Raw genomic sequence first — 24,641 nt, forward strand, 5'->3', positions numbered from 1 at the left:
AAAAAAAGAAAAAATTAAAATTGAAGAATTATCTTTCTAATTCTCCAGAAATGAATTTATTGACATTCTCATATGCCACATCATCATCAAATTGAATTGGAGGATGTTTCATAGTATATGAGGAAATGGAAGTCAATTGTCCACCGATGCCTCTTTCTAAACCAAGTTTACAACATCTTACAGCATCAATTACGCATCCTGCAGAGTTTGGAGAATCTTCAACACTCAACCTGAGTTCAATGTTCATTGGAACATCACCAAAGGTACGGCCTTCCATCCTGAGGAAACATAATTTATTATCATTTTGCCAAGGGACATAATCACTAGGTCCTATGTGAATATCTCTATCATCCATCCTTTCTTTTAAAACAGATTGTACTGCTTCGGTTTTAGATTCTTTTTTAGAGTCTAATCTTTCACGATTAAGCATGTTTAAAAAGTCAGTGTTACCGCCGGTGTTAATTTGATAAGTCTTATCTAATTTTACACCCCTATCCATGAATAAACTAGCTAATGTCCTATGGGTAATAGTTGCACCTATTTGAGCTTTGATGTCATCACCAACAATAGGTATTCCTTTTTCTCTGAATTTAGCATCCCATTCATCATCACTGACGATGAATACCGGCATACAATTTACATATGCAACACCTGCATCAAGAGCACATTGAGCATAAAATCTTGCAGCCTCTTCTGAACCTACAGGCAAGTAATTGACTAAGATTTCAGCACCACTTTCTTTTAAAACTTCAACCACATCAACAGGATCTTCATCACTTACAACAAAAGTATATTCATCATCATAATTAGCCATATGTTCAGCAACGCCATCCAAAACATGGCCCATACTTACTTTAGCTTCATATTTAGGAATATCTTTTTGAAAGACAGTTGTGCAGTTTGGCTTAGCAAAAATTGCTTCATCAATAGTCTTTCCCACTTTCCTTGCATCAACATCAAAAGCTGCAACAACTTCTAAATCACTAGGTTTGTAACCTCCAATGTCCCAGTGCATGAGTCCAATTGCATCTTCTGGATTTTTACCATCATAATAATGAATTCCTTGAATAAGAGAACTAGCACAGTTCCCAATTCCAACAATAGCTATCTTAATTTTATCCACGATAACACCTGCTTAATTAATAAATATTATTTTACAATAAAATAAAATACTAATATATATGTTACTTAATATACTTTATATAATTATTGTTTAGGAATTACTATGAAGAAAATATTATACATTGCATTTTATTATAATCATACAAATGAAATAGCCTCAAAAAGGTTGCAGGGCTTGGCAAAATATCTGCCAAGATTCGGATTTGAACCCATAGTAATTGTTCCAAAAACAGCCAACCCCACCGTTGAATTTGATAATGTTCAAGTTATTGAAACACCTTATGAAGACATGATTTCAAGGTTCATTCCAAATAATAAGGTGGATGAAACAAAAAATGAATTAACATCACAGGACAATGAAAACCGATTTGTTTCAAAGGCCATTCCAATTGCAGGAGAACTATTTGCATATCCTGATGGGATGAAATACTGGAAAAAACCCGCCTTCAGCAAATGCTGTGACATTATAGAAAAAGAAGACATATCTGCCATTATCTCATCATCATTTCCAATCACATCACATATAATAGCACATGATTTGAAAGAAAAATATGATATCCCCTGGATTGCGGATTTAAGGGATTTATGGAATCTGAACCCATATATAAATCATACACCAATCCGCAGTTATTTTGAAAAAAAGCTCGAAATAAAAACCTTTGAAAATGCTGATGTCCTAACTACAACAACACCACTTGCAAGAGAGACATTACAAGGGTTGCATCCAACAAAAAAAATTGTTTCGATAGTTTCAGGTTATGATCCTGAGGAGTATGAAAACATAACCCAAACAGAACTTACCGACAGATTGACATTGATGTATGCAGGTTCCCTTTATGCAGGCAAACGTGACCCCTCAATACTATTTCAGGCAGTTAGCGAACTGATGAATGAAGGTAAGATTATGAAAGATGAAATTAGCATCGATTTTTATGGGGATACCGCTAATCTTGAGGAACTGTCTGAAAAGTATGACCTGTCCTCAAATGTGGGCGTTCATGGAAAGATAAGCCATGAGAAAGTACTCCAAAATCAGGCAAATTCAGATGTTCTTCTTTTGATTTCCTGGATGGATAAGAATGAAAGGATGTTTATCCCAGGAAAGGTTTATGAGTACATTGCATCAAAAAAACCAATCTTGTCAATCGGATATCCTGAAGGTTCCCTTAAGGAGCTGATTGAAAAGACAAACATAGGATATCATGTGTCCACTGTTGATGAAACTAAAAAAGCTATTTATGATTATTATCAGAAATATAATAATAATGAACTAAAATATTCTGGAAATGAATTTGCAGATGAATACTCACTGGAAAACACTGCAAAGAATTATTCAAAAATATTAGAGGAAATAATATGAATCCATATATTGAAATTTTAAGGCCGGGAAATGCATTAATGGGCGCCATATCCATTATTCTAATAGCCATTATAGATAGAACATTAAGTATTCCAATTATACTTGCAATGATTGCAGTGTTTTTTGAAACCGCTGCCGGAAATGTGATTAATGATTATTTTGATTATAACATCGACCTGATCAACAAACCTGAAAGGCCGATTCCTTCAGGTCGAATTTCATTAAAAAACGGCAGAAATTACGCATACTTACTATTCTTAGCCGGAACAGTATGTGGATTTTTAATCAGTTACCTGACCAATAACTGGATTCCTTTTGCAATTGTGCTAATTGCAGATGTTATCCTTTACTTATATGCCTATAAATTGAAATCAACACCAGTAATCGGGAATCTTGCCGTAGGATTCATGACTGGATTCGGATTTGTATTTGGTGGATTTTCACTGAATAATCCAAGCATAATTGTGACTTCAATATATTTAGGATTCTTTGCATTTGTAATGACAACCGCACGTGAAATCATAAAAGATATTGAGGACATTGAGGGCGACAAAGCCGAAGGCGCTAAAACCTTGCCAATCTTAATAGGTAAAAAGATACCTGCAGTGATAGCTACAATCCTGATACTTGTCGACTGTGCACTATGCCCAGTACTATACTTCAATCATATATTCGGAATTTATTATTTGATTGTAATTGCAGTTGCAGTCATCCTATTCATCTATTCAGGAATATTGATAATGAAATCCCAAGACAGGCAAACAGCTGCAAAAGCATCAAAAAATCTAAAAATAGGAATGTTAATAGCTTTTATTTCTTTTGTATTTGGGTCTTTTTAATCTAATATACCATCTAATATTTATACCATTTATTAAAGAAATATAAATAATGTTTGAAGAATTTAATATAAAACAAAAAGATAAATATTGTCTGATATTTATCGCAATTTTTAGTATTATCTTGGTCGGATATTATATCAACTTCAATAATATGGTTGGTATTTCATGTTCCGATGTGTACGTTTACTTACTGAATGCACTTTATTATACCGGAACAAACATTCATTCTACTGAAAATATCTATTTATCACCTATAATCTGTTTTTTAACATCAATATGTTTTATGTTCGGATTTGTGGATAAGCTATCCATCTTTATCATTACCGGAATTTTCGCAATATTTGGAAATATCGGTTGTTATCTATTATTTAAGAAATATTTCGATGAGACATTGAGTCTGACAGGTACAGTATTATATTCAACATTTTCACTTTGCCTGACTTGGCTTGGTAACGGTACCTTGGATATTCCTGCAACAGGCCTGTTAATATGGATTGCATTATTTACAATAATTGCTGTAAAGGAAAATCCCAAATTCTATGAATACCTCATCCCACTATTTGTCATAGGATTCTTTACACGATACACAGTGATTTTAACATTGCCTGCATTTTTACTATTTTATGTTTATGAAAATGGATTTAAAATTGCTCCTGAAGATTTTAAACACATAAAAAGAGGAATAATAATTGGAGTTGTAATGACCGCAATTATTCTTGCAGTACTCCTCATCATGGGTCAAGGGCAGTTCCAAGCTGGTAAGCAGATATCCAATGGAATAATAGGCAAGCAAGGAGCAGACACCGACCCTGCATATAATTTAGATATAAGCTACTATGTGATGAACTTGCCTAATTTCATTTCAAATTCACATACTGTATTTGCTGGAAATCCAGTGCTGGAAAACCCTACAATTCTCTCATGGGCAATATTTGCGATTATGATTATCGGCGCGGGATTCTGGCTATATGACAATAAACCGAAATTTGAAAGAAAACACATCATTCCTGCCGTGCTGATTTTAATAGCAATAATCACATTTACAAGGATAAGTTCAGTGCTTACAACACTGCTGGTTTTAATATCATTATACTTGATAGGCAAGGATTCGGAAAATAAAGACGGTTTCTTCATGTTGGCATGGATATTTTCAAATATCATTTTCCTCAGTTATTACAGTATAAAAGTTAATAGATATATTATTCCAATTTTCCCACCAATGATTTTCTTCATTCTCACTGCAATCGAAAGTATCCACAAGCATGTTAAAATAAATAAGAACATAATCCCAGTAATATTGATTGCATTGTTCTTGATTCAGGGATTTGCATTTACTTACACTTTCGAGCCAACAAACCAATATACTGCTACAGAGGATATGTCTAACTTCCTTATCGAACACGATCCAAATTATAAAAACGAACCGATTGGGGTTTACAATATCAGACCTTACAGCTGGTGGTTAGGTGAAACCATTACGGGAATAGTAAGCTGGGACCAAGAGGCGATTGATTCGAGCAACGTGACTTATTATATCTCCAATCAAAAGTTAGATAATCTGACAAATTACACTGAGATAAAACAGATTGAACAAGTATACCTGTACGAAAAAAGTGTCTAAAATGAAAATATTGCATGTCGTTCCATCATTTGTTCCTTGTTTTTCTGCAGGAGGCGTTGTAAATGCAGCTTACCAGATTGCAAAAAAACAAGTCGAACAAGGCCATGACGTCAGCGTGTACACCACCGACAGTTGTCAAGAAAGATTGAAGTTTGAAAACAACCATAATGTTGATAGAGATGGAATAAAGGTTTTTTACTTTAAAAATCTTTCAAATTCCATTAAAAACAATCTGACGGTAGACACCCCACTCAGTTCACTCGGATATCTTAAAAGAACAATTAACAATTTTGACATTGTCCACATCCATGAGCACAGGCATTCCCTTGCAATTGCAGCGCACCGATATGCCAAAAAAAATAATATCCCTTATGTCTTGCAGGCTCATGGATCTGTCTTGCCTTTTTTTCAAAAAGAAAAATTAAAGGGAATATTTGACAAAATATGGGGATTCGACATATTATATGATGCATGCAAGGTCTTTGCATTAACGGAAATTGAAAAACAGCAATATCTGGAAATGGGCGTCGATGAATCCAAAATTGAAATTGTTCCTCTGGGAATAAACCTTGAAGAATATGATAAACTTCCCGAACCGGGAAAATTTAAAAGAAAACATGATATTCAAGATTGCGAAAAAATCATATTGTTCCTGGGAAGAATTCATGAGATAAAAGGGTTGGACCTATTGATTAAAAGTTTTAACAACATTCAGAATGACCATTTGAAGCTTGCAATTGTGGGCGGGGATTACGGTTTTTTAGCCACCCTTGAAGAATTGATTAGAAAGTATAAACTAGAAGATAAGGTTCTCTTTCCAGGCGTTCTAATCGGAGCGGAGAAACAGGAAGCGTTGGTTGACTGCGACATCTTCGTCATGCCTTCAAGATATGAATCTTTCACTACAAGCGGACTCGAAGCAATGGCATGCAAAAAACCTCTAATTTTAACAAAAAACAACCATATTCAGGATTGGGTAAACAATAATGTTGGTTTAGTATGCGATTTTGACGAAAAGGACCTCTCTCATTGTATTGAAACATTGGTAAACGATGAAGAGATGTGCAGGGAATTTGGAAATAACGGTCAAAGGTTAATTCAAAATAAATACAATTGGGATGTGATTGAAAAAGAAATATGTGAAATATATAAAACATGTTTGCATTAATTTTTAGAAACATATATAATAAAAAAAATAAAAAAATAAATAACATAAAAAGTAATTAAAGAGGATAAAATGAAAGTTGTATGCTGTAAGAACTGTGGTGCAAAATACCAACTCGATGATGATGACGATATTACAACATTCGAGTGTTCTTCATGTGCGGGTGACTTAGAATACCTAGAAGATTATTCTAATGAAGAAAATGAGTCTCATTCATCCTTCATAGATTCATTTAAGTATGACAATTCACAAATTGTACAATGTCAGGACTGCGGACTGAAGTACAAGATTAAAAGCAATGACAACATACTTGATTATGAATGTGACAGCTGTGGAGGTTCTTTAAGATATCTGGATGACGAAATGAACAAAGAGTTAGACCTCTATCTTGAAGAAAGAAGAAAAGAGATTCAACACATTAAAGAAGAATCAGCGGCTACCGAACCAGCACCTGAAGAGATAAGAACAGAAGATAACTCACACTCCTTTAAATCAATTACTAATAAACTTGAAAGTTTCTTTTCTGAAGAACAGATGCTAAAAATAGCAAATGACGAGAAAAAAGAAAAAGAATTGCAAGAAGAAGAAGTAACAGTAAAAACTGCAAGGACCACTATACCAGAATCTGTTTTATCAAGATTTGGGAAAGAATTTGCGGTTCCTAAAACTAATGACTACAATGTTTTAAAGAATTTCCTTAAAGATGAATTTTTTAAAGGCCTGGATGAATATTATCCTAAAAATGAAAAACAAGCCAAAAAATCTTATGGAAGTTTACTTGAAAGAATTAGTCTTAACGAACCGGGAGAACCTGTTGATGTAGTGCCTGACGATTTTGCAAAAATAGGCGAAGATTTTAAAGTCGATTTAGGCAATTTAAACACCAATAATACAATCATTATTATTGGAATAATAATCTTTGTTTTAAGCATAATCGAAATATTGATTATTAACAGCGGTATAGGTATCATTGCCATATTTATTGGAGTAATTATCTTAGGTTATGGACTATATAGAAGTAGAGATATAAAAGAAACTGAAGAAAGAACAAGAATCATCAGGGAACACTTGTTAACCCTTCCAGAAGAATACTATGTATTCTATAATGTTAAAACTCCTACTTCAAATTCTGGTATTAATCACGTTGTTGTAGGTCCAACTGGAATTTATGCTTTGATTTCACAGAAATACAATCCAAAACTTAGATTAGAATCTGAAAATGAGAACTTGAATCTAATTGGATCCAGTGAATTGGATGAAGACAAAATTGAAGAAATTCCTGATTCACAGAACAGTATGAAATTTAGATATACTACAAAACAAGCTAAATTTTCACAAGATAACAAAATCAAACAAAAGTCTTTGAGTTTAGGTGAAGATTTAATAAACTTCCTTAATGACAACAATATCAAAAATTGTTTTGTGGAACCTCTAGTCGGTTTCATTAACAATGAAGTTGTAGTTATAAATCTTCCTTTAACAGATGAAGACTTATTTATTGAAGAATTGTTAAACAAGATTCAAACAACAACAATCAAATTAGATTCTGAAACAATCGACAAATGTGCTGTTTTACTAAACAACTACGCTGCAGATTGTTCTTCAGAAATTTAATTTCTTTTTTTATTTTTTTAGATACAATGATTATCAGCAAAATTAAGAAAAAATTATATCTTCATAGATGTAAAAGAGTTGCTAAAAGCTATGGCGATAACTTCAAGGTAAATGGTGAAAGTTATGTTACACCAAATACTCGCTTGGGCAATAATGTTAATTTTAATGGAATGAAAATTCAAGGATCCGGCAATGTAATAATTGGGGACAATTTTCATTCGGGAATTGAATGCATGATAATCACAAGCACTCACAACTACGATAAAGGAAATGCAATACCTTACGACGAAAGTATAATCTCTAAGGATGTGACAATTGAAGACAATGTATGGATTGGAAATAGAGTTATAATTCTGCCAGGAGTAAAACTGGGAGAAGGCTCAATCATCCAAGCGGGAAGCGTAGTTACCAAAGATGTGGAAAAATATGCGATAGCCGGAGGCCATCCTGCAAAAACATTCAAATACAGAGATATCGAACATTACGAAAAACTAAAAAGTGAAGGAAAATTCCACTAAATAAAAACACCTCAAAGGACATCTCACTCAAATCATTGATTTTATTAAACTAATCTCTTTTTTATCAATACCCTTTAACAAGACAAGTATTGCAAAGTAAATGACAACCGCAATAGCTATGACTATTAGAATGGCAAAAATGCCTTGAGGATTTGCAAGCTTTACAAAGATTCCCATTGCCAGGGAAGAAATTAAAATTTTTATTATGGATTTGAAATCAAAAGGTAAAACAGAATATTTCCTGGAATAGATTAAAGTAACCGCAAAGGCAAAGAAATAACAGATTAATGTTGCAATTCCCGCCCCATAGATTCCAATATAGGGCACAGCAATAACATTTAAAATAATGTTTAAAATAGCTACACTAATCCAAATGTAACCTAAAATAACTGTCTTTTTCTCCAAAATGATAATATTGTTAACTATACCGTAAATTCCCATGAATATTGCTCCAAGAGCTACCAGCGGAGTAATCATATATCCCTGATTGGCAATTATTCCTGTTGTTAAAATGTATAGAAGCGGTTTTGAAAGTAGACTCAACCCAACAGCTGCAGGAATGGCTATTAACAAATAGTATTTCATGGAATATCTTAAAAATGTGTTTACCTTATCCAAGTTTCCGGATTCATAATATTCCGGCAAAACTGCAGGCAGCAATACAGCAAAAGGAGTTAAAAGCATTAAAAGGATACTTCCAAGAGCATATCCTGGAGAATAACATCCAACAGCAGCAGATCCTAAAAAAATACCAATGACAAACTTATCGCTTGAATCGACAACCCATGAAGAAACATTATTCGGCACTGTAGGAAGTGCAAATTTCAATTCCTCTTTCAAACTTTTGAATTTTGTTGTGAATCCTAATTGTTTTACAATCAACAGCGCCATAACTACAAATACTGCCAAATAACCAACCAACAACCCTAAAATAACAATTTCAATAGGATAATGCATCAATGTCAATATGATACTTGCACCCACACCGATATAAGTTTGCAAAACCAGAAATGTTGAATAAAACTTAATTTGTTGGAAAGTTCTGAAATAGCTTAAGAACATCAAATTGATACATGCCAAAAAGGAAATGACCGTAACAGTCAACATTATCTGCATGCTTCCATCAAACAGAGCATCTGCAATCTGATGTGAAAATATTAAAAATACCAAAACCATTATAACAGTTGAACATAAGACCACAAGCATCATTGAATAAAATGATTGTTTAATAATCTCTTTATCCTTTTCAGCCGCTAAAAACCTCACCATAGTATATGGAAGTCCCAAATTAACAATATTTGGAACTAAAGCAACAAGAGTATTGGCCTGAGCCCATACCCCATAATTGGAAGTGGAAAAGTTTTTCGTAATAATTGGGATAAATATCAACCCGCTAAGAGAAATCAGGATATTTGCAATGCCTACAATCCCTATTCTTTTAATAAACTGAGCATATTCATCCATTATCAATCACACCTTTCAATAATTCCTTATCGAAGTTCTTAAAAAAGAAATTTTTATCATAATCTACAGGTTCGAATTCTTCCAAATTATTTATTAAATCATCACTATCCTCAATTTTAAAGACATATCCCATTTTAATTAAATCTTCCAGATATTCGACACCGGGAACATCCAATATGAATGTTTTGCAATTGAACATTAATCCCTCATAAATTGCTGTTGAAAATGCCCCCACCTGATAACTGGACTCTGCAAACAATTTATAGAGAGGAACTTTACTGTTATCAATTACTTCAAAATTTTCAAGCTGACTTGCGCTTACAAGGTCTGGGTAATTCTGTTTCCATGTTTCATATTCGCCAGGATGCAATTTATAGATAATCTTAAAACTATTTAATCTGTCTGCTATCTGATATGCCAGTTCGGATAAATGTTTGCCTATTACTCCTTGAGATATAAATAAAATCTGATGTTCATCCGATTGGATATTCATATAATCCTTTGACTGAACTTCAAAATAGGGAAATCCTATAGGAACAATATCATTTTTGGATATTGGACAGTTGCCCTCATTAATCCAGTAATCCCCAAAAGTTAAGATTTGATCTGGAAAATATCTGATTTCACCATCCAATCTTGTTTTTAAAGGGTATGAATAACCCAAATGATAATCAGATATTGTACCATGCTGCAATTCAATTACTTTGACTCCCAAATCTTTAGCGGCCGCTACAACAGCCTGATTTTCATAGGCAACAACGACAAAAATCATCTTCACATTTCTTTTTTTGAATAGCTCAACATATTTCATATAATCATATTGAAAATTTAAAATATGCATGGTGAAAATCCGGGTAATATCAATCTTTAGATTAAAAGCGGATTCAAGTTCTTTTTCAATGTTGGAAATTATTTCCTTTTCCCTATCGGTGAATTCGATTTTATGAAATTTTTTATGAATATATGAACCTAACTGAATTCTATCCGTAAATTTCACATAATCCCGTTTATTTGTAAAATGCTTATTAAGATACGGCGCCTCCATTATTTCAAAAGAAGAGGAATCCTTTAGAAAATCAACTAAAAAATAGCTATAGATATCCCTGTATTCTCCGTTAAAGATTACTTTTCTTGGATGGTCAAAAATTAGAATGTCCTTTTCATCATTTCCGCTTAACGGATTATATAATACACTGTTCTTTAAGAAAGGTAAGAATGATTTGATTTTATCAAAAAGAGTTAATGATTGCTGTTGCGGTGCGCCGAAGGTATTCGTACGTCTGGAGATATCATAATAAAGATACATTCTAATCAGCTGCCATGGATAGCAGCCCTGAATTTCCTGAAAATTTAAATTGTATTTTTCTTCCAGATGGAAAAAAACATTACATATCTCACTAACCTTAAAAGACATTAAAACACCGAATTATGACAACATATCATAAGAAATTAATGTATCTTCCAAAATATCCTCAATGGCTTGTTTTCCTATAATTTGATCGGTGTCGGCAGGAGAAATACCTGTTCCAGGCCTTTTAAATGTTATATTATCCATAGTAACCGATTCTCCTTTTTTAATATTTTTGGAAGCTACAATAGAGCGCCTAGCTTCTTTTCTTGCAGAAGATTCACAAATCAATGGCTGTTTATTCTTACGACCATTAATTTTTGATAGGAACTCCACATTCTCTTTGAACTTAATCACATCTTTAGTATCCATTGCATGATAATGATCATTTCCTTTCAACGTTTTGTCAAGAGTAAAATGCTTTTCGATTATTGTTGCACCATGATTATAAGCAGTGGTTAGAATAAACATGTTTTCATCAGGTTTTGTGTGATCAGAATATCCTATCTCATAATCAGGGAAATGCTCAGCCAAATCCTTTATCATCAACAGGTTTGCATCTTCATAATCTGTCGGATATGATAAAACACAATGCATAATGGCAATATTTGCATCTGAAACCTCTTCAATAGCTTCAACAGCATTTTTTATTTCTTTTAAAGTTGATGCCCCAGTTGAAAGTAAAATAGGCTTATTTTTACTGGCAATATATTTAATGAAAGGAATATTGGTTAAATCAGATGAAGAAATTTTATATATGTCCATGAACTCATCAAGATAATCGGCAGATTCAAAATCGAATGGTGTTGATAGAAACATTATTCCCACTTCTCTACAGTAGGCGGCAAGCTCCCTATATTCGTCAGCACCAAATTTATCAAATTTTTTAAATAATTCGAACTGGGAAGTTGTTGGTTCTTCTGACAAATCCCAATAAGCTGGAGAATTACGTGATGCAATTGTTTCAGCCTTATATGATTGAAATTTGACTGCGTCAACGCCACATGATTTCGCCTCATCAATCATGAGTTTTGCAGCATCCATATCTGAGATTTTCTCCTTTTTTGCTATATCATAAAAATTAACACCGATTTCCGCAATCAAAAATGGTTTTTTAATAAATATGTCCATAGTAAACCCCATTTATCGTTTATTTAATAGAAATTTCCGATATTCTTCACGAACTACTGCTGAAATGTTTTCAAATCCATTTTTTAAATCAATAGATAACATTTTTTGATTCATTTCCAATCTTAAATCAAAGTCATTGACAAGATTTATAAATTCATCAATTATGTCCTGTCTGCTAACATATTCGCCAAGACCCATATTAATGAATCCGTTATCTGAATTTCCAAATATATGAGTTGCCTCACGGCTATTCTGACATAAACATATTGTCGGAACTCCTAAAGAGCATATTTCATACATTGTTCTGCCTGCAGATGTGAAAATTATATCCGCATTAAACATGAATTCACTGATATTTGAAACGTTTTTGTAAAATTGAATTAAAGGATTTGTCTGATATTTTGAAATCAGTCCCTCCAAATCAGAATAGCCCAATCCAACGACAACATTGATGCGCCCGTCATAATTTGTTGATAAAATTGCCTCCAATACTTTTTCCGTGAAATTATTTGGGTCTGTACCTCCAAATGTAATCAGGATATTTTTAACATCCTTAGTGACAATTTTTTCAGATTGAAAATAAAATTCATCCTTCAAAATAAAATATTTATGACCTGTGCAGATATTTTCTTCACTCAAATCATGTTCATATAAAGCATCGAAGACAACATCGGCCAAATCGGTACCAACACCCAAATCTTCAAAATTGACAACGAAGTATCCCTCATTTTTCAAGAGGGTCATGTATTCAATTGTTGTATCCAGAATATCATTAACAACGATATCCGGAGAATATTCTCTTAAAAGGCATAATAAATTATCTTCACCATCATATGTCTTAAATGAAAAATTTCTATTTTCAACAAGGTCTATGCCCAATTGATGCTGTTCGTCCAATAAAAACAGAACCTCATGGAAAACCAGCTTTGATGCCATTGATAAACAGCGGTAGATATGGCCGGTACCAATTTCATTGTATGCATTTACAACAATAGCAATTTTCTTCTTTTGGAGATAATTTTCTGCAATCCACCAATCCTCATAATTATCTATGTCAACACTTTCCTGCTTGGATACTTCTATTATATCCAGATTAGTGCCTAAACGAGAATTCTCATAAACAAAATTCCTACGGGTAGCTAAAATAGCTCCTGTTTCCCTATATGATTTTGGTAAAAACTGCCTGTTAACTCGCTTAATATAATTTGGAAAATATCTTTCGTTATTCTCATCATATCCCCAAGTCAAATGCCTATCATCAACGACAGAAATGACACTGTCGATTGAAAAATCCTCAAATTTTTCAATAGCTCTGTCTAAAGTAGATGATTTGAGTAATGGGGAAGTAGGTTGTAAAGTAATTACAATGTCATATTCATCAAATGCTTGTTTTTCCTTTTGAATCATTGCATCATAAATCACTGGATCGAGAGGCACATCATCAGAGGATAGTTCTTCAGAACGCCTGATGACGCTTGATCCGAATTTTTCGGCAATAAATGCAATTTCAGAATCATCAGTGGATACCACAACATCATCAACATACTGGGATGATTTTGCAATTGCAATTGCATAAGAAATTAAAGGCCTGTTATTCAGCAAACGAAGATTTTTACGAGGAATTCCCTTTGAGCCTCCCCTCGCTGGAATAACTACCAAAATTTTATTATTATTAAACATGTTTATCCCTTAAAGTTACAATAAAATTTAATTAATGTAATACTAAATATATTTATAATATAATATTAAATCTTCGGTGCTAATATGAATATGAAAAATATGTCACAAGAGTTATTAAAAAGAATTAATGATTTGGCCACACCAGTGAAAATAATGCATGTATGTGGTTCTCATGAACATACAATTATGGAAAATGGGATTAGAAGCCTGCTTCCTGACGAAATTGAAATTGTTGCAGGACCTGGATGTCCAGTATGTGTAGTCCCATCACGTGAAATTGATGAAAGCCTGGAACTCATAGAAAAAGGAGTTACCATAACTACCTTTGGAGATATGTTAAGAGTTCCGGGATCAAACGGTTCACTTGCAGATGCTAAAGCTGAAGGCGGAGATGTAAGAGTAGTTTACGGCATCAACAGAGCTATTGAAATAGCTGAAAAAGAAGACAATGATGTTGTATTTATTGCCGCAGGTTTTGAAACAACCGCGCCAACAACAGCGGCAGAATTATTGTCAACACCGCCAGAAAACTTTTCAGTACTTTCCTGCCACAGACTTATTCCTCCTGCTATTGATTTTTTAATTAATTCCGGACAGACAAGTCTTAATGCATTAATTCAACCGGGACATGTATGTACAATAATTGGAACAAAACCATTCGAATACTTTTCAACCGATTACGGAATACCTCAGGCTGTTGCCGGATTCAACCCATTAGACATACTGATGTCAGTTTACATGATATTAAGACAAATTCATAATGAAACACCGAAAATAGACAATGAATACAACAGAGCAGTTAGAGAAGAAGGAAATGAAATAGCCCAGGACATGATAGAACAAGTATTTTATGTTGATTCAAGAGAATGGAGAGGATTTCCAAAAATACCTAATTCAATTCTAGAAGTGAAAAAGGAATTTAGCGACTTTAACGCTCGTGAAAAATATGATATTGAAGTAAAAGACGTTAATGAAGCACCAAAAGGATGTATTTGCGGACCTATATTAAGAGGTCTTGCAAGACCTGAAGATTGTAAACTGTTTAGAAAAGAATGTAATCCATTACACCCGATTGGAGCTTGTATGGTAAGTAAAGAAGGAACATGCAACATAGCACATAGATACTCTAGAGGATAATATGACTATAGAAGCAATTGCAGTAGATATTGACGGAACAATAACTGATGAAAAAAGACAGATTTGCATTTCTGCTATTGAAGCTTTAAGAAAAGCTGAAGCGGCAGGAATACCAACAATAATCGTTACGGGAAATGTTGTAAATTATGCATATGCAACTGAAGTGCTTATTGGATGCAGCGGAGGCCTTGTAGCTGAAAACGGAGGCATTGTTTTTAAAGAAGGTGAGAATAATAATGCCGTTGAGACAATGGTTGAGAGAGATTTTGTAACTTCCGCCGAAAAACACCTGAAAGAAAAATTAGGGGACAAATTCGAAAAACATGCATCCCATGACAACATGTATCGATTAACCGAAACCGTTTTTTACAAAACTCTTGCAAGGGAAGAACTGGAAGATGCATTGAAAGATTTCAAATATCTTGAACAGCTTGAAATATATGACAGCGGTTTTGCTTTACATATTACTGATAAGCGTGTTAATAAAGGAACCTCACTCAAATATTTATGTGAAAGGAACGGCATAGATATGGAAAACGTTATGGCAATCGGAGACAGTGAAAACGATGAAGACTTCTTAAAGGAAGTTGGTTATAAAATAGCTGTTGGGAATGCGGAAGACAAGTTAAAGCAAATCAGCACATACACCTGCGAAAAGACATTTGGTGACGGTGTGGCTGAAGCTATTGAAAAATTTGCATTGTAGGGATAAGATGATACACGAAATAGCTCAAAAGGCAATCAAAGCAATTGAAAAAGATTGTGATGCTTATGAAATTTATATAGATGAATCAAAATTTATTCAACTGGATTCCAAGAAGGAAGAATTGAATTTTGCAAAGGAAGAAATTGAATGTGGTGTCGGCATTCGAGTAATAAAGGATAATAGAATCGGCTTCGCGTTTACTTCAAATATGGATAAAATAATTGAAACTGCCACACAGGCCATTGAAAACACAAAATTGAACAAAATTGATGAGAATTATGCTTTTGCAGAAGTTGAAAAAGTCCCTAAAGTGAAAAACGTATATGATAAAAAGTTTAAGGATTTGCATCTCGATGAATGCATTGAATTTTTAAAGAATGCCATTGATTGCGTAACTGATGCCGGTTGTGAAATAACTGGATCAAGTTTTTCAGCAAGCGAAGGAAGGTCATTGATTGTAAATTCAAATGGAGCGTCTATAGAAGATGAAGGAACCGGTTTTGGTTTAGGGATATCTACACTACTTCAAAAAGATGGAAAAATTGCAACAGCATACAGTTCACAGTCTTCAAGATTTTTTGATTTGGATGGTGAAAAAATATCTGATGAGGCATGTAGTCTGGCAAAAAAATCCTTAGATACCAAAGCTGTAGAAACTGATGATTATACTGTTGTTCTTGATTATTATGCTGCAACAGGACTTTTGCAAACATTCATGGGTGCGTTTAATGGTGAAAATGTTATGAGGAGCAGGTCTATCCTAAAAGATAAGATGGGCTCTGAAATAGTTAATGCAAACTTGACCATTAGCGACAATCCTCTTCTTGATAAAGGATTATTGACTGCAAAATCCGATGGGGAAGGTAGCGTAAGTAAAAAAACTGAATTGGTCAAAGAGGGTGTTTTGAATTCATTTATCTATGACATCTACACCGCAAATAAGAACGGCATTGAAACCACATCCAACGGACTTAGACATTCTTATCTGACAACCCCTGTGATTGCACCTACAAATCTTGAATTTAAGTTTAGTGAAATGAAAGACCTTGAAGAAATAGATAAGGGTGTTTTAACAACAAGCGTTTTAGGTGCTCATACTGCAAATCCAATATCCGGAGACTTTTCAGTTGAAGCCAGCAATGCATTTAAAATAGAAAATGGAGAATTAACTGATCCAATAAATAATGCTATGATTTCAGGAAATATTTTTGAAATTATGAAAAGTGTTGAAGGATTAAATTCTGAAATAAGACAATATGGGTCTTTTATCATTCCTAAATTAATTGTCCATGACTTAAGAGTTGTTGGGCAAAATTAAGAGAAAATTAAATCTTTTTTAATTTTTCTCTATATCTATTTATGGTTCCGTCGTCCTTAAATTCCATGTTTAAATAATCCAAAGTAATCTTTTTGTTGTCATCAAAAATCTTTAGCTTATCATTCATGACCTTATCGATGTCATCATCTAATTTTTTCAATCTGTTTTCAAAAGATTTCTCAAATTTCATCATGTTAATATTTGATTTGCGGGAAATCCTTTCAAGTTCCTTTTCCAAATCAACATTCTCTTTTTTAGGCATAATACCACTACATCTCAATAATTGGTAATTGAATTTCAGTTACGTATTCTTTTTCGTCATCACAATTGAAAAAATTCTTAACTAATACTTCTTTAGGTGATCCTATAATGTCATAATGATTTTCCTGGGCGATATCGACCAATTTGGCATAGGTATCCAAAATGTTATCAGAAGGTCCTTCATGAATTCCTGATAAAACTTTATGCTCCACCATGTTAACGACACGAATCATATCTTTTTCATCGGCATCCTCTTTAATGACAATGCTTACGTCATATACTGCATCGCCTTCATTAACTTCATGTCTTGGTGAGAAATAAACAATGAAAGGTTCACCGTCAACCTCTATCTCTTCAGCATCAACCCAACCCATCAATTTAGAAACTAATATCTCCAAATCTGTAATGGGGCCTTTATAATTAATAACTCCTAATTTTTGTTCTGGAATGACTTTTACTTCGCTTTCCATAATATCACCTTTACATTAATTATGCTTTTAATTAAATAAATAAACTTCTACTTCCTCGCCTTCATCCAAAAGTTCAACAGATTTCGGCACCTTTACATAACCGTCAGCACTTGACAATGAAAAAATTGCACCGGAATCCTTAAAAATAGGATGAACATCTTCGCCATCGACTTTAACCAGCTGATATTGCATCCTGCCAACCGGAGAGTGAATTCTTCTAGTCATTTTTCCTTTGATTGTTTCAAGTTCGAAATTTCTGTCAATGCCTGCCAATTTAGTTAAAGGTTGAGCGACAAATGCATTGAATATCATTAAAGCGGAAACCGGATTTCCAGGCAGTCCGATTACAATCTTATTATCGATGACACCGACAATTGTCGGCTTGCCCGGTTGAACTGAAATTCCATGAATATGAACTTCGCCCAGTTCATCTAAAACATGCTTTAAAACATCTCCTAAACCTGCTGAAGTTCCACCGGAACAAAGGAGAATGTCCACTTCACTTAAAGAACTGATTATTTTTTCTTTGACTTCATCATAATCGTCCCTCATTATGCCTAAAAAGTGGGCGTCACAACCGCATGAAATTCCTGCATTTTTAATCATGCCGCCATTGACATCATATATCTTACCGTATTCAAGTTCCTGTCCCTGAAGGACAATCTCATTTCCTGAAGATACCACGCCAACACTAGGTTTCTTATAAACCTCGATTGTTTCAAAACCTTGTGAAAGCAAAACACCAATTTTTCCAGGATTTAAAAAATCGCCTTTTTTGAGGATTAGATTGCCCTCTTCAATGTCTGAGCCTTTTTTAGCAACGTCCTGTGAGGGTGTTGCAGTGGTCAGCAGGTTAACTTCATCCCCTAATTTTTCACAATACTCAACCATTACAACGGATTGTGATCCTTCAGGCATGGCTGCACCGGTACTGATTTCAATACATTTTCCCTTTTCAACTTTTTTGTCTGTTGTTGAGCCTGCTTCCAGAAAATCAATTACTTCCAATGTATTAGGTGATTCCTCTGAAGCGCCGAAACTATCTTCAGCCAATATTGCAAATCCATCTTTTAATGCTTTATTAAACGGTGGGAAATCCATTCTTGAGTAAACATCATTATATAAAATTCTTCCATAAGCTTCAGTGACTAAAATTTCTTCACTTTGAGGTTTTAAATTTTCATCAAATAAATTTTGAATAATATCTATCGCTTCATCACATTCCTTTATCTTTAAAAATTCGGTTCCCATAATAACCCCTTTTTATATAAAATCCAATAAATTAATATATAATATATAGATAAATATATAAATAATTTAATCTTATGGTGAAAAGTATTATTATTTGGAGGAGAGTATTTGTCTAAACCTAATCAACAACAAGAATATAGAAGAGTGAGAACTCCTAAAAAGGGAGAAATCCCAGGAGTAGTTGAACAAATTATGGGACACGGAAAATTAAAAGTTCGTTGTGCTGATGGAAATATAAGAATGACCAGAATCCCTGGAAAAATGAAAAAACGTATTTGGATTCGTGAAGGAGACGTAATCCTTGTAAAACCATGGGATTTCCAATCTGATGAAAAAGCTGATGTGATCTGGAGATATACAAAAACAGAATCAAACTGGCTTGAAAGAAAAGGCTACCTAAAAATGTAGTCTAACTACTTATTTTTTTTGATTTTAATGGATTCAAAAATAGCGAAAGCTGATGCCAAACATGAAAAGCTGCATTCCCAAAAAAGAAAAAAGGACAGTTCCGACAGAAAAGTGGGGAATGAAATTTTTGATAAGATAACATTAGAAACATTATATAAACTAGCTAATCAAGGTTATATAGATATTTTAAATGGTGCAATAAGCACAGGCAAAGAAGCGAATGTGCTTACAGGCATAACCGATGCTGAAGAATATGTGGCTGTTAAAATCTACAGAATTGCCACTTCTGATTTTAAAAAGATGGATTACTACCTTAAAGGCGATCCTCGATTCAACATTAAAACTAAAAATAAAAGGAAAATAATTTATTCCTGGGTTACAAAGGAATTCAAAAACCTGACTCGTCTTGAATCCGCAGGAGTTAAAGTTCCACATCCAATTACAAGCTCCAATAATGTGCTTTTAATTGAATTCATTGGTGATGAAGACGGAAATCCTGCACAACCTGTTAAAAACCAGCCCCCTAAAAATCCTGATGAATTCTTTAACAAGTTGCTTGTAAATCTGAAACTCTTTGTAAATGAAGCCAAATTAGTGCATGGGGACTTATCCAATTACAATATTCTAAATCAGGATGAAGAACCGGTGATTATTGACGTGTCACAATCAGTTGTTTTAGACAATCCTATTTCAAAAGAGCTTCTTGAAAGGGACATAAACACTTTAGTTAGAGAATATACAAAACTTGGTGTTGAAACTAGTTTTAACGAAATTTGGGAATATGTAAATCCTAAATTTTAAATTATGAAACAACATCACTTTGTTCCAAACTTAAATGATTTAAAGTCTGATTTGCAAAAATATAATTCAAAATATTTGCCAATGTTCTTCCAACCACTAATCCTGCCCAAATTCCAGTTAAACCAAATGAGAAAAATATCCCAAACAGATATGTGAAAAAGACTGAGAATAATAATTCCCGGACAAGTGTCCACATCAAACTATGGAACCCTTTACCAAGCCCCTGATATAGAAATGTTGATGGCAACCCGATTCCTAAAAATGGCAGACAGAAAACCACTATCCTTATAAATAATACTAAACCACCAAGTAAATCGCTGTTTTCTGAAGTGTGAACGAAAATTAAACCCAAAGGTTGTGCAAATACAAATATACAAATAGCAATTAAGGTTCCAAGAATTACTGCACACTTGCATCCGAAATGATCATGTTCATTATTCAGATTGGAGTAAAATAATTTTTTATATCCTCAAATTGGATAGGAAATATCTAAAAAAAGTTAATGTAAAAAAAAATAAAAAGATAACAGTAGCTTCAATCACCATAAATGCTTTTTCGAATATTATCCATAAATGCTTTTTCATCATCAGTTAAGTCAATTGAATCGAATTTGTCTACATGCATACGCCTGATACGAATTACAAATACTAGAATTAAGATTAATAAAAAAGATAATAAACTAAGAAATGGAGATATGAATGCCAAGAGAAGTGATATTATTGAACTGATGAGCGGCGCCAACAATAGGTAGAATGCTGTCAATGTAACACCTTTAAGATACAACTTCAAGTTAGGCATTTCTATTCCATCATTGTAATTATCGTGGAATGCAGTTTTTATTTCTTCTTTTTTATCAAAATACTCTTTAAAATTATGCCTAATCAATAGCATGAACATAATTAGGTATAATAAACTAATCAACATTATCAATAATGAAAAGAATACATTTGCATTGGCATAATGGTAAAATTTAAAAAGGAATCCTGTTGCAAATGGTATCAAACAAACGGTTGCCATTGTAAACATGTTCAATGTCAATATTATATAGCTTATTTTTTTAAAATTAAAAAGAATAACCGTATTTTCCCAAAAATTATATACAATATAAAAACTAATGAAATATATTAAAATAGCTGGCACTAAAGAATTTATAAAATATTCGTTTAACGCAACACCAGATGAGATCTCCGTCATTGTTGGAACTGCAAATTCCAAAACAAGAATTGTCATGGCGATTGCAAAAACACCATCGGTAATCGCAGAATGCCTATCAGTAAAATTATTAAACAACTCAATTTTTGCCATTAATTAAAATAGTGTTCTTCATTTTATTTAATCTTATGCGAAATATAGTCCTATTTAATCCTGATTGAACTTCATCTAAAACAGTTTTACAGAATATACACACCCTGTTAATATGTTGTTAAAAAAAGAAATATTAATAAATGAACAAAAACTAAGTATACTTTAAGAGATGTAGTAAACTGAGGTCGATAGCATAGATATAAATAGAAAAAAATCATTAATACGTTCAAAGGAACTTGACAAAATCGCTATTAACGATAAAAAACATGAATCAAAAGTCAGAACCGGATTTAGTGACTTTTCTAAAAATCTGTATGCCTCTAATAAAAATAAAATTTTAAATGAATTGAATGCAAGCGAAGAAGATTGGAATAATCCTAAATGGCAATTAAAGAATCGTATTAGTGATGTGGATGAAATTTTAAAATATGTTGATCTTACGGCTGAAGAGTATAGGGATATAAAATGTGTCAGCGAAAAATATAGATTTGCAATAACTCCATATTATTTTTCATTAATCGATTTTAACAATCCTCTTTGTCCAATAAGATTGCAATCCATTCCAGATATTAGGGAATTTGATGAAACCGGCGAATTAGATCCAATGAATGAAAAACAATCAAATCCTTGCGGAAAAATCACCAGAAGATATCCTAACAAGTTGATTATCAATGTTACTAATGCTTGTCCCATGTACTGCAGGCACTGCCAACGCCGCAGATTAATAGGCAGCTTTGATAAAAACAGTTCTAAAAACGATATTGACGAATCAATATATTTTATAAAAAATAATCCTGCAATCAGAGAAGTTTTGATTACCGGAGGAGATGCACTGCTGTTATCCAATAGGAAATTAGAATACATTTTTGAGGAATTATCCCATATCGACCATGTTGAAATACTAAGAGTCGGTACAAGAACATTAGCGACACTCCCATTTAGAATTAATGATGATTTGGCCATTTTACTTAGAAAATATAAAGTGCAACTCTCAACACAATTCAATCATGCATGTGAGATTACTCCGGAAGCCGTCAGGGCAATTGATTTGTTAGTCGATCATGGAGTGCTTGTAAGAAATCAGATGGTATTATTACATAATATTAATGACGATAAGTATTGTATTCAAAAAACCAATGAAGAATTGCAAAAGTATCGTGTAATCCCCTATTATCTATTCCACCCGAAAGATATTCAAGGTACCAAACATTTCCAGGTCGATATTTCTAAAGGTTTGGAAATCATGAAACATTTGGAAGGCAGAACAAGCGGAATGTGCAAACCAACATACATCTACAATTCACCACTTGGCCTTGGCAAAGTGCCTTTGGTTCCAATTGAAAATATCCAATATGTTGAAGACGGATATAATTTGACAACTTGGGAAAACAAAACAATTAAAAAACGTTAGATGCACCAATGTAGCCCCAGAATACTATTTTTAAAATTAAAAGTGAAATTTCTTTGTTGAAAAATGAATTTCTCCTATCATATGGGGTTATCAAAGCCAAACACAATCTGATAGTCAATAGAGCATCTTTCCAATACATACGTAAAATATTAATAACAATAATATTAAAAATATAAAATTATGTTAGGATTGGAACTAAATCAAAGTCATATATTCCCATTTATTTTAGAAGTAATTGTTTTCTTGATATTGGTGGGGATTGTTGAAGTTATTTCAAAAAGGGTAAAAAATAGTAATAGTAGAGTGCTGAATCCCAAGGAATATTTCCCTGAAGAAGAACTCCATTCATTAAGGCAAATATTCTACTTGATAATGATGGGATTCTGTTTTACAAATCTATTATATTCCTTCATTTTCATCGAATCGGATATAATCTATTTTGTGATATTCGACATTATTCTTTCATTATATATTGCAACTACATTGGATAAAAGTTCCTTAAAAAATAAAATTTTACTATTCTTATTAATTCCATATGGATCTTTAAATTACATATTATTTGGTTTCAGTCTTATAGGGCTACTTGATTTAATCCATATCCCAGTATTCATTTACCTAATAAAACTATATTATGACAAATTTAGGGAATATACTCAATCAAATGGTTTGGGAATAACAATAATCATATTATTCATATTAGTCTTCGTTAGTTTTTTTATTACCCAAATTGCCGAAAATGTCAATGCACTAGATTCACTCGTTATGGTTTCAAATGCATTTACCAGTAATGGATATACTGTTCTAGGAGACTCCATTATTGGAAAAATCGACGATATCATTTTGGTTTGGGGAGGTTATCTGTTATCCGGCGTAGGTACCGCAACTTTAACAGCAGGAATTTTAACAAAACACTTTAACAAACAATTCGAAGAATTGAACAACAAAATTGATAGGTTGCAAGAATCAAATAAGAATGATGATGACTGATTGATTTTGAACTGATGTTTTCAACCTAAATTTTAAATAACTTCGATTAAATAACTATTATTAATTGTAATTCAAAGAAAAAAAGGTGAAATTATGCCAGAAACTGATTATTTAAAAATACCTCAAAATAGAGTAGGGGCATTAATTGGAAGCAATGGAAAAGTTAAGAAGTCCATTGAAAATGCAACTGGAACTATTCTCGATATAGACAGTGAGGAAGGAACAGTTTATATTACACCTAGAGAAGATATGGAAGATCCACTAGGCGTATGGAATGCAAATCATATTGTTAAAGCTGTAGCTCGAGGATTTAATCCCGAAGTTGCACTCAAATTAGTCAGTGATGATATTTATTTAGAAGTAATCAGCTTGCCGCTATATATAGGCAAATCAAAAAAAGCCCTTGCAAGACACAAAGGTAGAATTATTGGAAAAGACGGTAAAACTCGTGAAATAATAATGGAAATGGCTGAAGTGGATATGGCGATTTACGGAAAAACTGTTTCATTAATCGGTGAAATGGACAATATAATGGTTGCTAAAGAAGCTATTGAAATGATTTTAAATGGATCAAGGCATAAATCCGTCTATGGCTTTTTAGAACATAAAAAAGAAGATTTAAAAAGAAAAGAATTCAATGAATTGGTTGGAATCGAAGAAGATAAAATCGAATTTAAAGATGGAATCGACTTCGATGAAAAAGACTACTAGGAGCTAACCCTCC

General features: G+C 33.1%; 24 protein-coding genes. 14 read left to right on the forward strand and 10 right to left on the reverse strand.

Going from position 1 to position 24,641, the window contains the following annotated elements; all coding sequences use genetic code 11:
* Window positions 1-28: 28 nt before the first annotated feature.
* The gene (locus E7Z77_RS05520; protein ID WP_292751141.1) at window positions 29-1,123 is read right to left on the reverse strand and encodes an inositol-3-phosphate synthase; all 1,095 of its coding nucleotides are present in this window, start codon (window positions 1,121-1,123) and stop codon (window positions 29-31) included.
* Between the two features lie 102 nt (window positions 1,124-1,225).
* On the opposite strand from E7Z77_RS05520, the gene E7Z77_RS05525 reads away from it, so the two are divergent.
* The 6 genes from E7Z77_RS05525 (at window position 1,226) to E7Z77_RS05550 (ending at window position 8,239) form a co-directional block, all read left to right on the forward strand.
* Window positions 1,226-2,482, forward strand: coding sequence for a glycosyltransferase (locus tag E7Z77_RS05525; RefSeq protein WP_292751144.1), 1,257 nt, complete (start codon window positions 1,226-1,228; stop codon window positions 2,480-2,482).
* A complete protein-coding gene (locus tag E7Z77_RS05530; protein ID WP_292751147.1) occupies window positions 2,479-3,321 on the forward strand; it encodes a UbiA family prenyltransferase in 843 nt (280 codons plus the stop codon). The genes E7Z77_RS05525 and E7Z77_RS05530 overlap by 4 nt, the downstream gene beginning before the upstream one ends.
* A 121-nt stretch (window positions 3,322-3,442) precedes the next feature.
* Window positions 3,443-4,942, forward strand: a complete 1,500-nt coding sequence (locus tag E7Z77_RS05535; protein WP_292751149.1) for a glycosyltransferase family 39 protein — start codon at window positions 3,443-3,445, stop codon at window positions 4,940-4,942.
* A 1-nt stretch (window position 4,943) separates the two neighbouring features.
* Window positions 4,944-6,110: a glycosyltransferase gene (locus tag E7Z77_RS05540; RefSeq protein WP_292751152.1), complete on the forward strand. Its 1,167-nt coding sequence runs from the start codon at window positions 4,944-4,946 to the stop codon at window positions 6,108-6,110.
* A 69-nt stretch (window positions 6,111-6,179) separates the two neighbouring features.
* Window positions 6,180-7,721, forward strand: a complete 1,542-nt coding sequence (locus tag E7Z77_RS05545; protein WP_292751154.1) for an NERD domain-containing protein — start codon at window positions 6,180-6,182, stop codon at window positions 7,719-7,721.
* 26 nt (window positions 7,722-7,747) lie between these two features.
* Window positions 7,748-8,239: an acyltransferase gene (locus E7Z77_RS05550; RefSeq protein WP_292751157.1), complete on the forward strand. Its 492-nt coding sequence runs from the start codon at window positions 7,748-7,750 to the stop codon at window positions 8,237-8,239.
* A gap of 27 nt (window positions 8,240-8,266) precedes the next feature.
* On the opposite strand, the gene E7Z77_RS05555 is transcribed toward E7Z77_RS05550, so the two are convergent.
* The 4 genes from E7Z77_RS05555 to E7Z77_RS05570 are packed head-to-tail and all read right to left on the reverse strand — an operon-like array spanning window position 8,267 to window position 13,862.
* Window positions 8,267-9,703, reverse strand: coding sequence for a polysaccharide biosynthesis C-terminal domain-containing protein (locus tag E7Z77_RS05555; protein ID WP_292751160.1), 1,437 nt, complete (start codon window positions 9,701-9,703; stop codon window positions 8,267-8,269).
* Window positions 9,696-11,117: a sialyltransferase gene (locus E7Z77_RS05560; RefSeq protein WP_292751163.1), complete on the reverse strand. Its 1,422-nt coding sequence runs from the start codon at window positions 11,115-11,117 to the stop codon at window positions 9,696-9,698. Before E7Z77_RS05560 ends, E7Z77_RS05555 begins: the two co-directional genes overlap by 8 nt.
* Window positions 11,118-11,129: 12 nt before the next feature.
* The gene (locus tag E7Z77_RS05565) at window positions 11,130-12,182 is read right to left on the reverse strand and encodes an N-acetylneuraminate synthase family protein (protein ID WP_292751166.1); all 1,053 of its coding nucleotides are present in this window, start codon (window positions 12,180-12,182) and stop codon (window positions 11,130-11,132) included.
* Between the two features lie 12 nt (window positions 12,183-12,194).
* On the reverse strand, window positions 12,195-13,862 hold the full coding sequence (locus tag E7Z77_RS05570; RefSeq protein WP_292751170.1) for a UDP-2,4-diacetamido-2,4,6-trideoxy-beta-L-altropyranose hydrolase: 1,668 nt from the start codon (window positions 13,860-13,862) through the stop codon (window positions 12,195-12,197).
* A 90-nt stretch (window positions 13,863-13,952) separates the two neighbouring features.
* Between E7Z77_RS05570 and hypD the strand changes: the two genes are divergently transcribed.
* The 3 genes from hypD to E7Z77_RS05585 are packed head-to-tail and all read left to right on the forward strand — an operon-like array spanning window position 13,953 to window position 17,023.
* The gene (gene hypD / locus E7Z77_RS05575; RefSeq protein WP_292751317.1) at window positions 13,953-14,999 is read left to right on the forward strand and encodes a hydrogenase formation protein HypD; all 1,047 of its coding nucleotides are present in this window, start codon (window positions 13,953-13,955) and stop codon (window positions 14,997-14,999) included.
* Between the two features lies 1 nt (window position 15,000).
* Window positions 15,001-15,705 carry a phosphoglycolate phosphatase gene (locus tag E7Z77_RS05580; RefSeq protein ID WP_292751173.1) on the forward strand — a complete coding sequence of 235 codons (705 nt, stop codon included), beginning with the start codon at window positions 15,001-15,003 and terminating at the stop codon, window positions 15,703-15,705.
* Window positions 15,706-15,712: 7 nt separating this feature from the next.
* A complete protein-coding gene (locus tag E7Z77_RS05585) occupies window positions 15,713-17,023 on the forward strand; it encodes a TldD/PmbA family protein (RefSeq protein WP_292751176.1) in 1,311 nt (436 codons plus the stop codon).
* Window positions 17,024-17,030: 7 nt separating this feature from the next.
* On the opposite strand, the gene E7Z77_RS05590 is transcribed toward E7Z77_RS05585, so the two are convergent.
* The 3 genes from E7Z77_RS05590 to glp are packed head-to-tail and all read right to left on the reverse strand — an operon-like array spanning window position 17,031 to window position 19,005.
* A complete protein-coding gene (locus E7Z77_RS05590) occupies window positions 17,031-17,285 on the reverse strand; it encodes a hypothetical protein (protein WP_292751179.1) in 255 nt (84 codons plus the stop codon).
* Between the two features lie 7 nt (window positions 17,286-17,292).
* A complete protein-coding gene (locus E7Z77_RS05595; protein ID WP_292751182.1) occupies window positions 17,293-17,754 on the reverse strand; it encodes a GyrI-like domain-containing protein in 462 nt (153 codons plus the stop codon).
* 27 nt (window positions 17,755-17,781) lie between these two features.
* A complete protein-coding gene (gene glp, locus E7Z77_RS05600; RefSeq protein WP_292751185.1) occupies window positions 17,782-19,005 on the reverse strand; it encodes a gephyrin-like molybdotransferase Glp in 1,224 nt (407 codons plus the stop codon).
* A gap of 108 nt (window positions 19,006-19,113) precedes the next feature.
* Between glp and eif1A the strand changes: the two genes are divergently transcribed.
* Together eif1A and E7Z77_RS05610 are read left to right on the forward strand one after the other, a co-directional pair.
* Complete coding sequence (gene eif1A, locus E7Z77_RS05605) at window positions 19,114-19,413, forward strand: translation initiation factor eIF-1A (protein ID WP_292751187.1); 300 nt, start codon at window positions 19,114-19,116, stop codon at window positions 19,411-19,413.
* 27 nt (window positions 19,414-19,440) lie between these two features.
* Window positions 19,441-20,214 (forward strand): serine protein kinase RIO, encoded by a 774-nt coding sequence (locus E7Z77_RS05610; RefSeq protein WP_292751190.1) that lies wholly within the window; start codon window positions 19,441-19,443, stop codon window positions 20,212-20,214.
* Window position 20,215: 1 nt separating this feature from the next.
* Here E7Z77_RS05610 and E7Z77_RS05615 read toward each other — a convergent pair whose 3' ends face one another.
* Window positions 20,216-20,566, reverse strand: a complete 351-nt coding sequence (locus E7Z77_RS05615) for a hypothetical protein (RefSeq protein ID WP_366510246.1) — start codon at window positions 20,564-20,566, stop codon at window positions 20,216-20,218.
* A 182-nt stretch (window positions 20,567-20,748) separates the two neighbouring features.
* Complete coding sequence (locus tag E7Z77_RS05620) at window positions 20,749-21,519, reverse strand: TMEM175 family protein (protein ID WP_292751193.1); 771 nt, start codon at window positions 21,517-21,519, stop codon at window positions 20,749-20,751.
* Between the two features lie 346 nt (window positions 21,520-21,865).
* Here E7Z77_RS05620 and E7Z77_RS05625 point away from each other — a divergent pair, with 346 nt between their 5' ends.
* The 3 genes from E7Z77_RS05625 (at window position 21,866) to E7Z77_RS05635 (ending at window position 24,628) form a co-directional block, all read left to right on the forward strand.
* Window positions 21,866-22,930, forward strand: coding sequence for a KamA family radical SAM protein (locus E7Z77_RS05625; protein WP_292751197.1), 1,065 nt, complete (start codon window positions 21,866-21,868; stop codon window positions 22,928-22,930).
* 180 nt (window positions 22,931-23,110) lie between these two features.
* Window positions 23,111-23,917 carry a hypothetical protein gene (locus E7Z77_RS05630; protein WP_292751200.1) on the forward strand — a complete coding sequence of 269 codons (807 nt, stop codon included), beginning with the start codon at window positions 23,111-23,113 and terminating at the stop codon, window positions 23,915-23,917.
* A 93-nt stretch (window positions 23,918-24,010) separates the two neighbouring features.
* Window positions 24,011-24,628 (forward strand): KH domain-containing protein, encoded by a 618-nt coding sequence (locus tag E7Z77_RS05635; protein ID WP_292751203.1) that lies wholly within the window; start codon window positions 24,011-24,013, stop codon window positions 24,626-24,628.
* Window positions 24,629-24,641: the final 13 nt, after the last annotated feature.

This window comes from Methanobrevibacter sp. (assembly GCF_015062985.1).
Classification (GTDB): Archaea; Methanobacteriota; Methanobacteria; order Methanobacteriales; family Methanobacteriaceae; genus Methanocatella.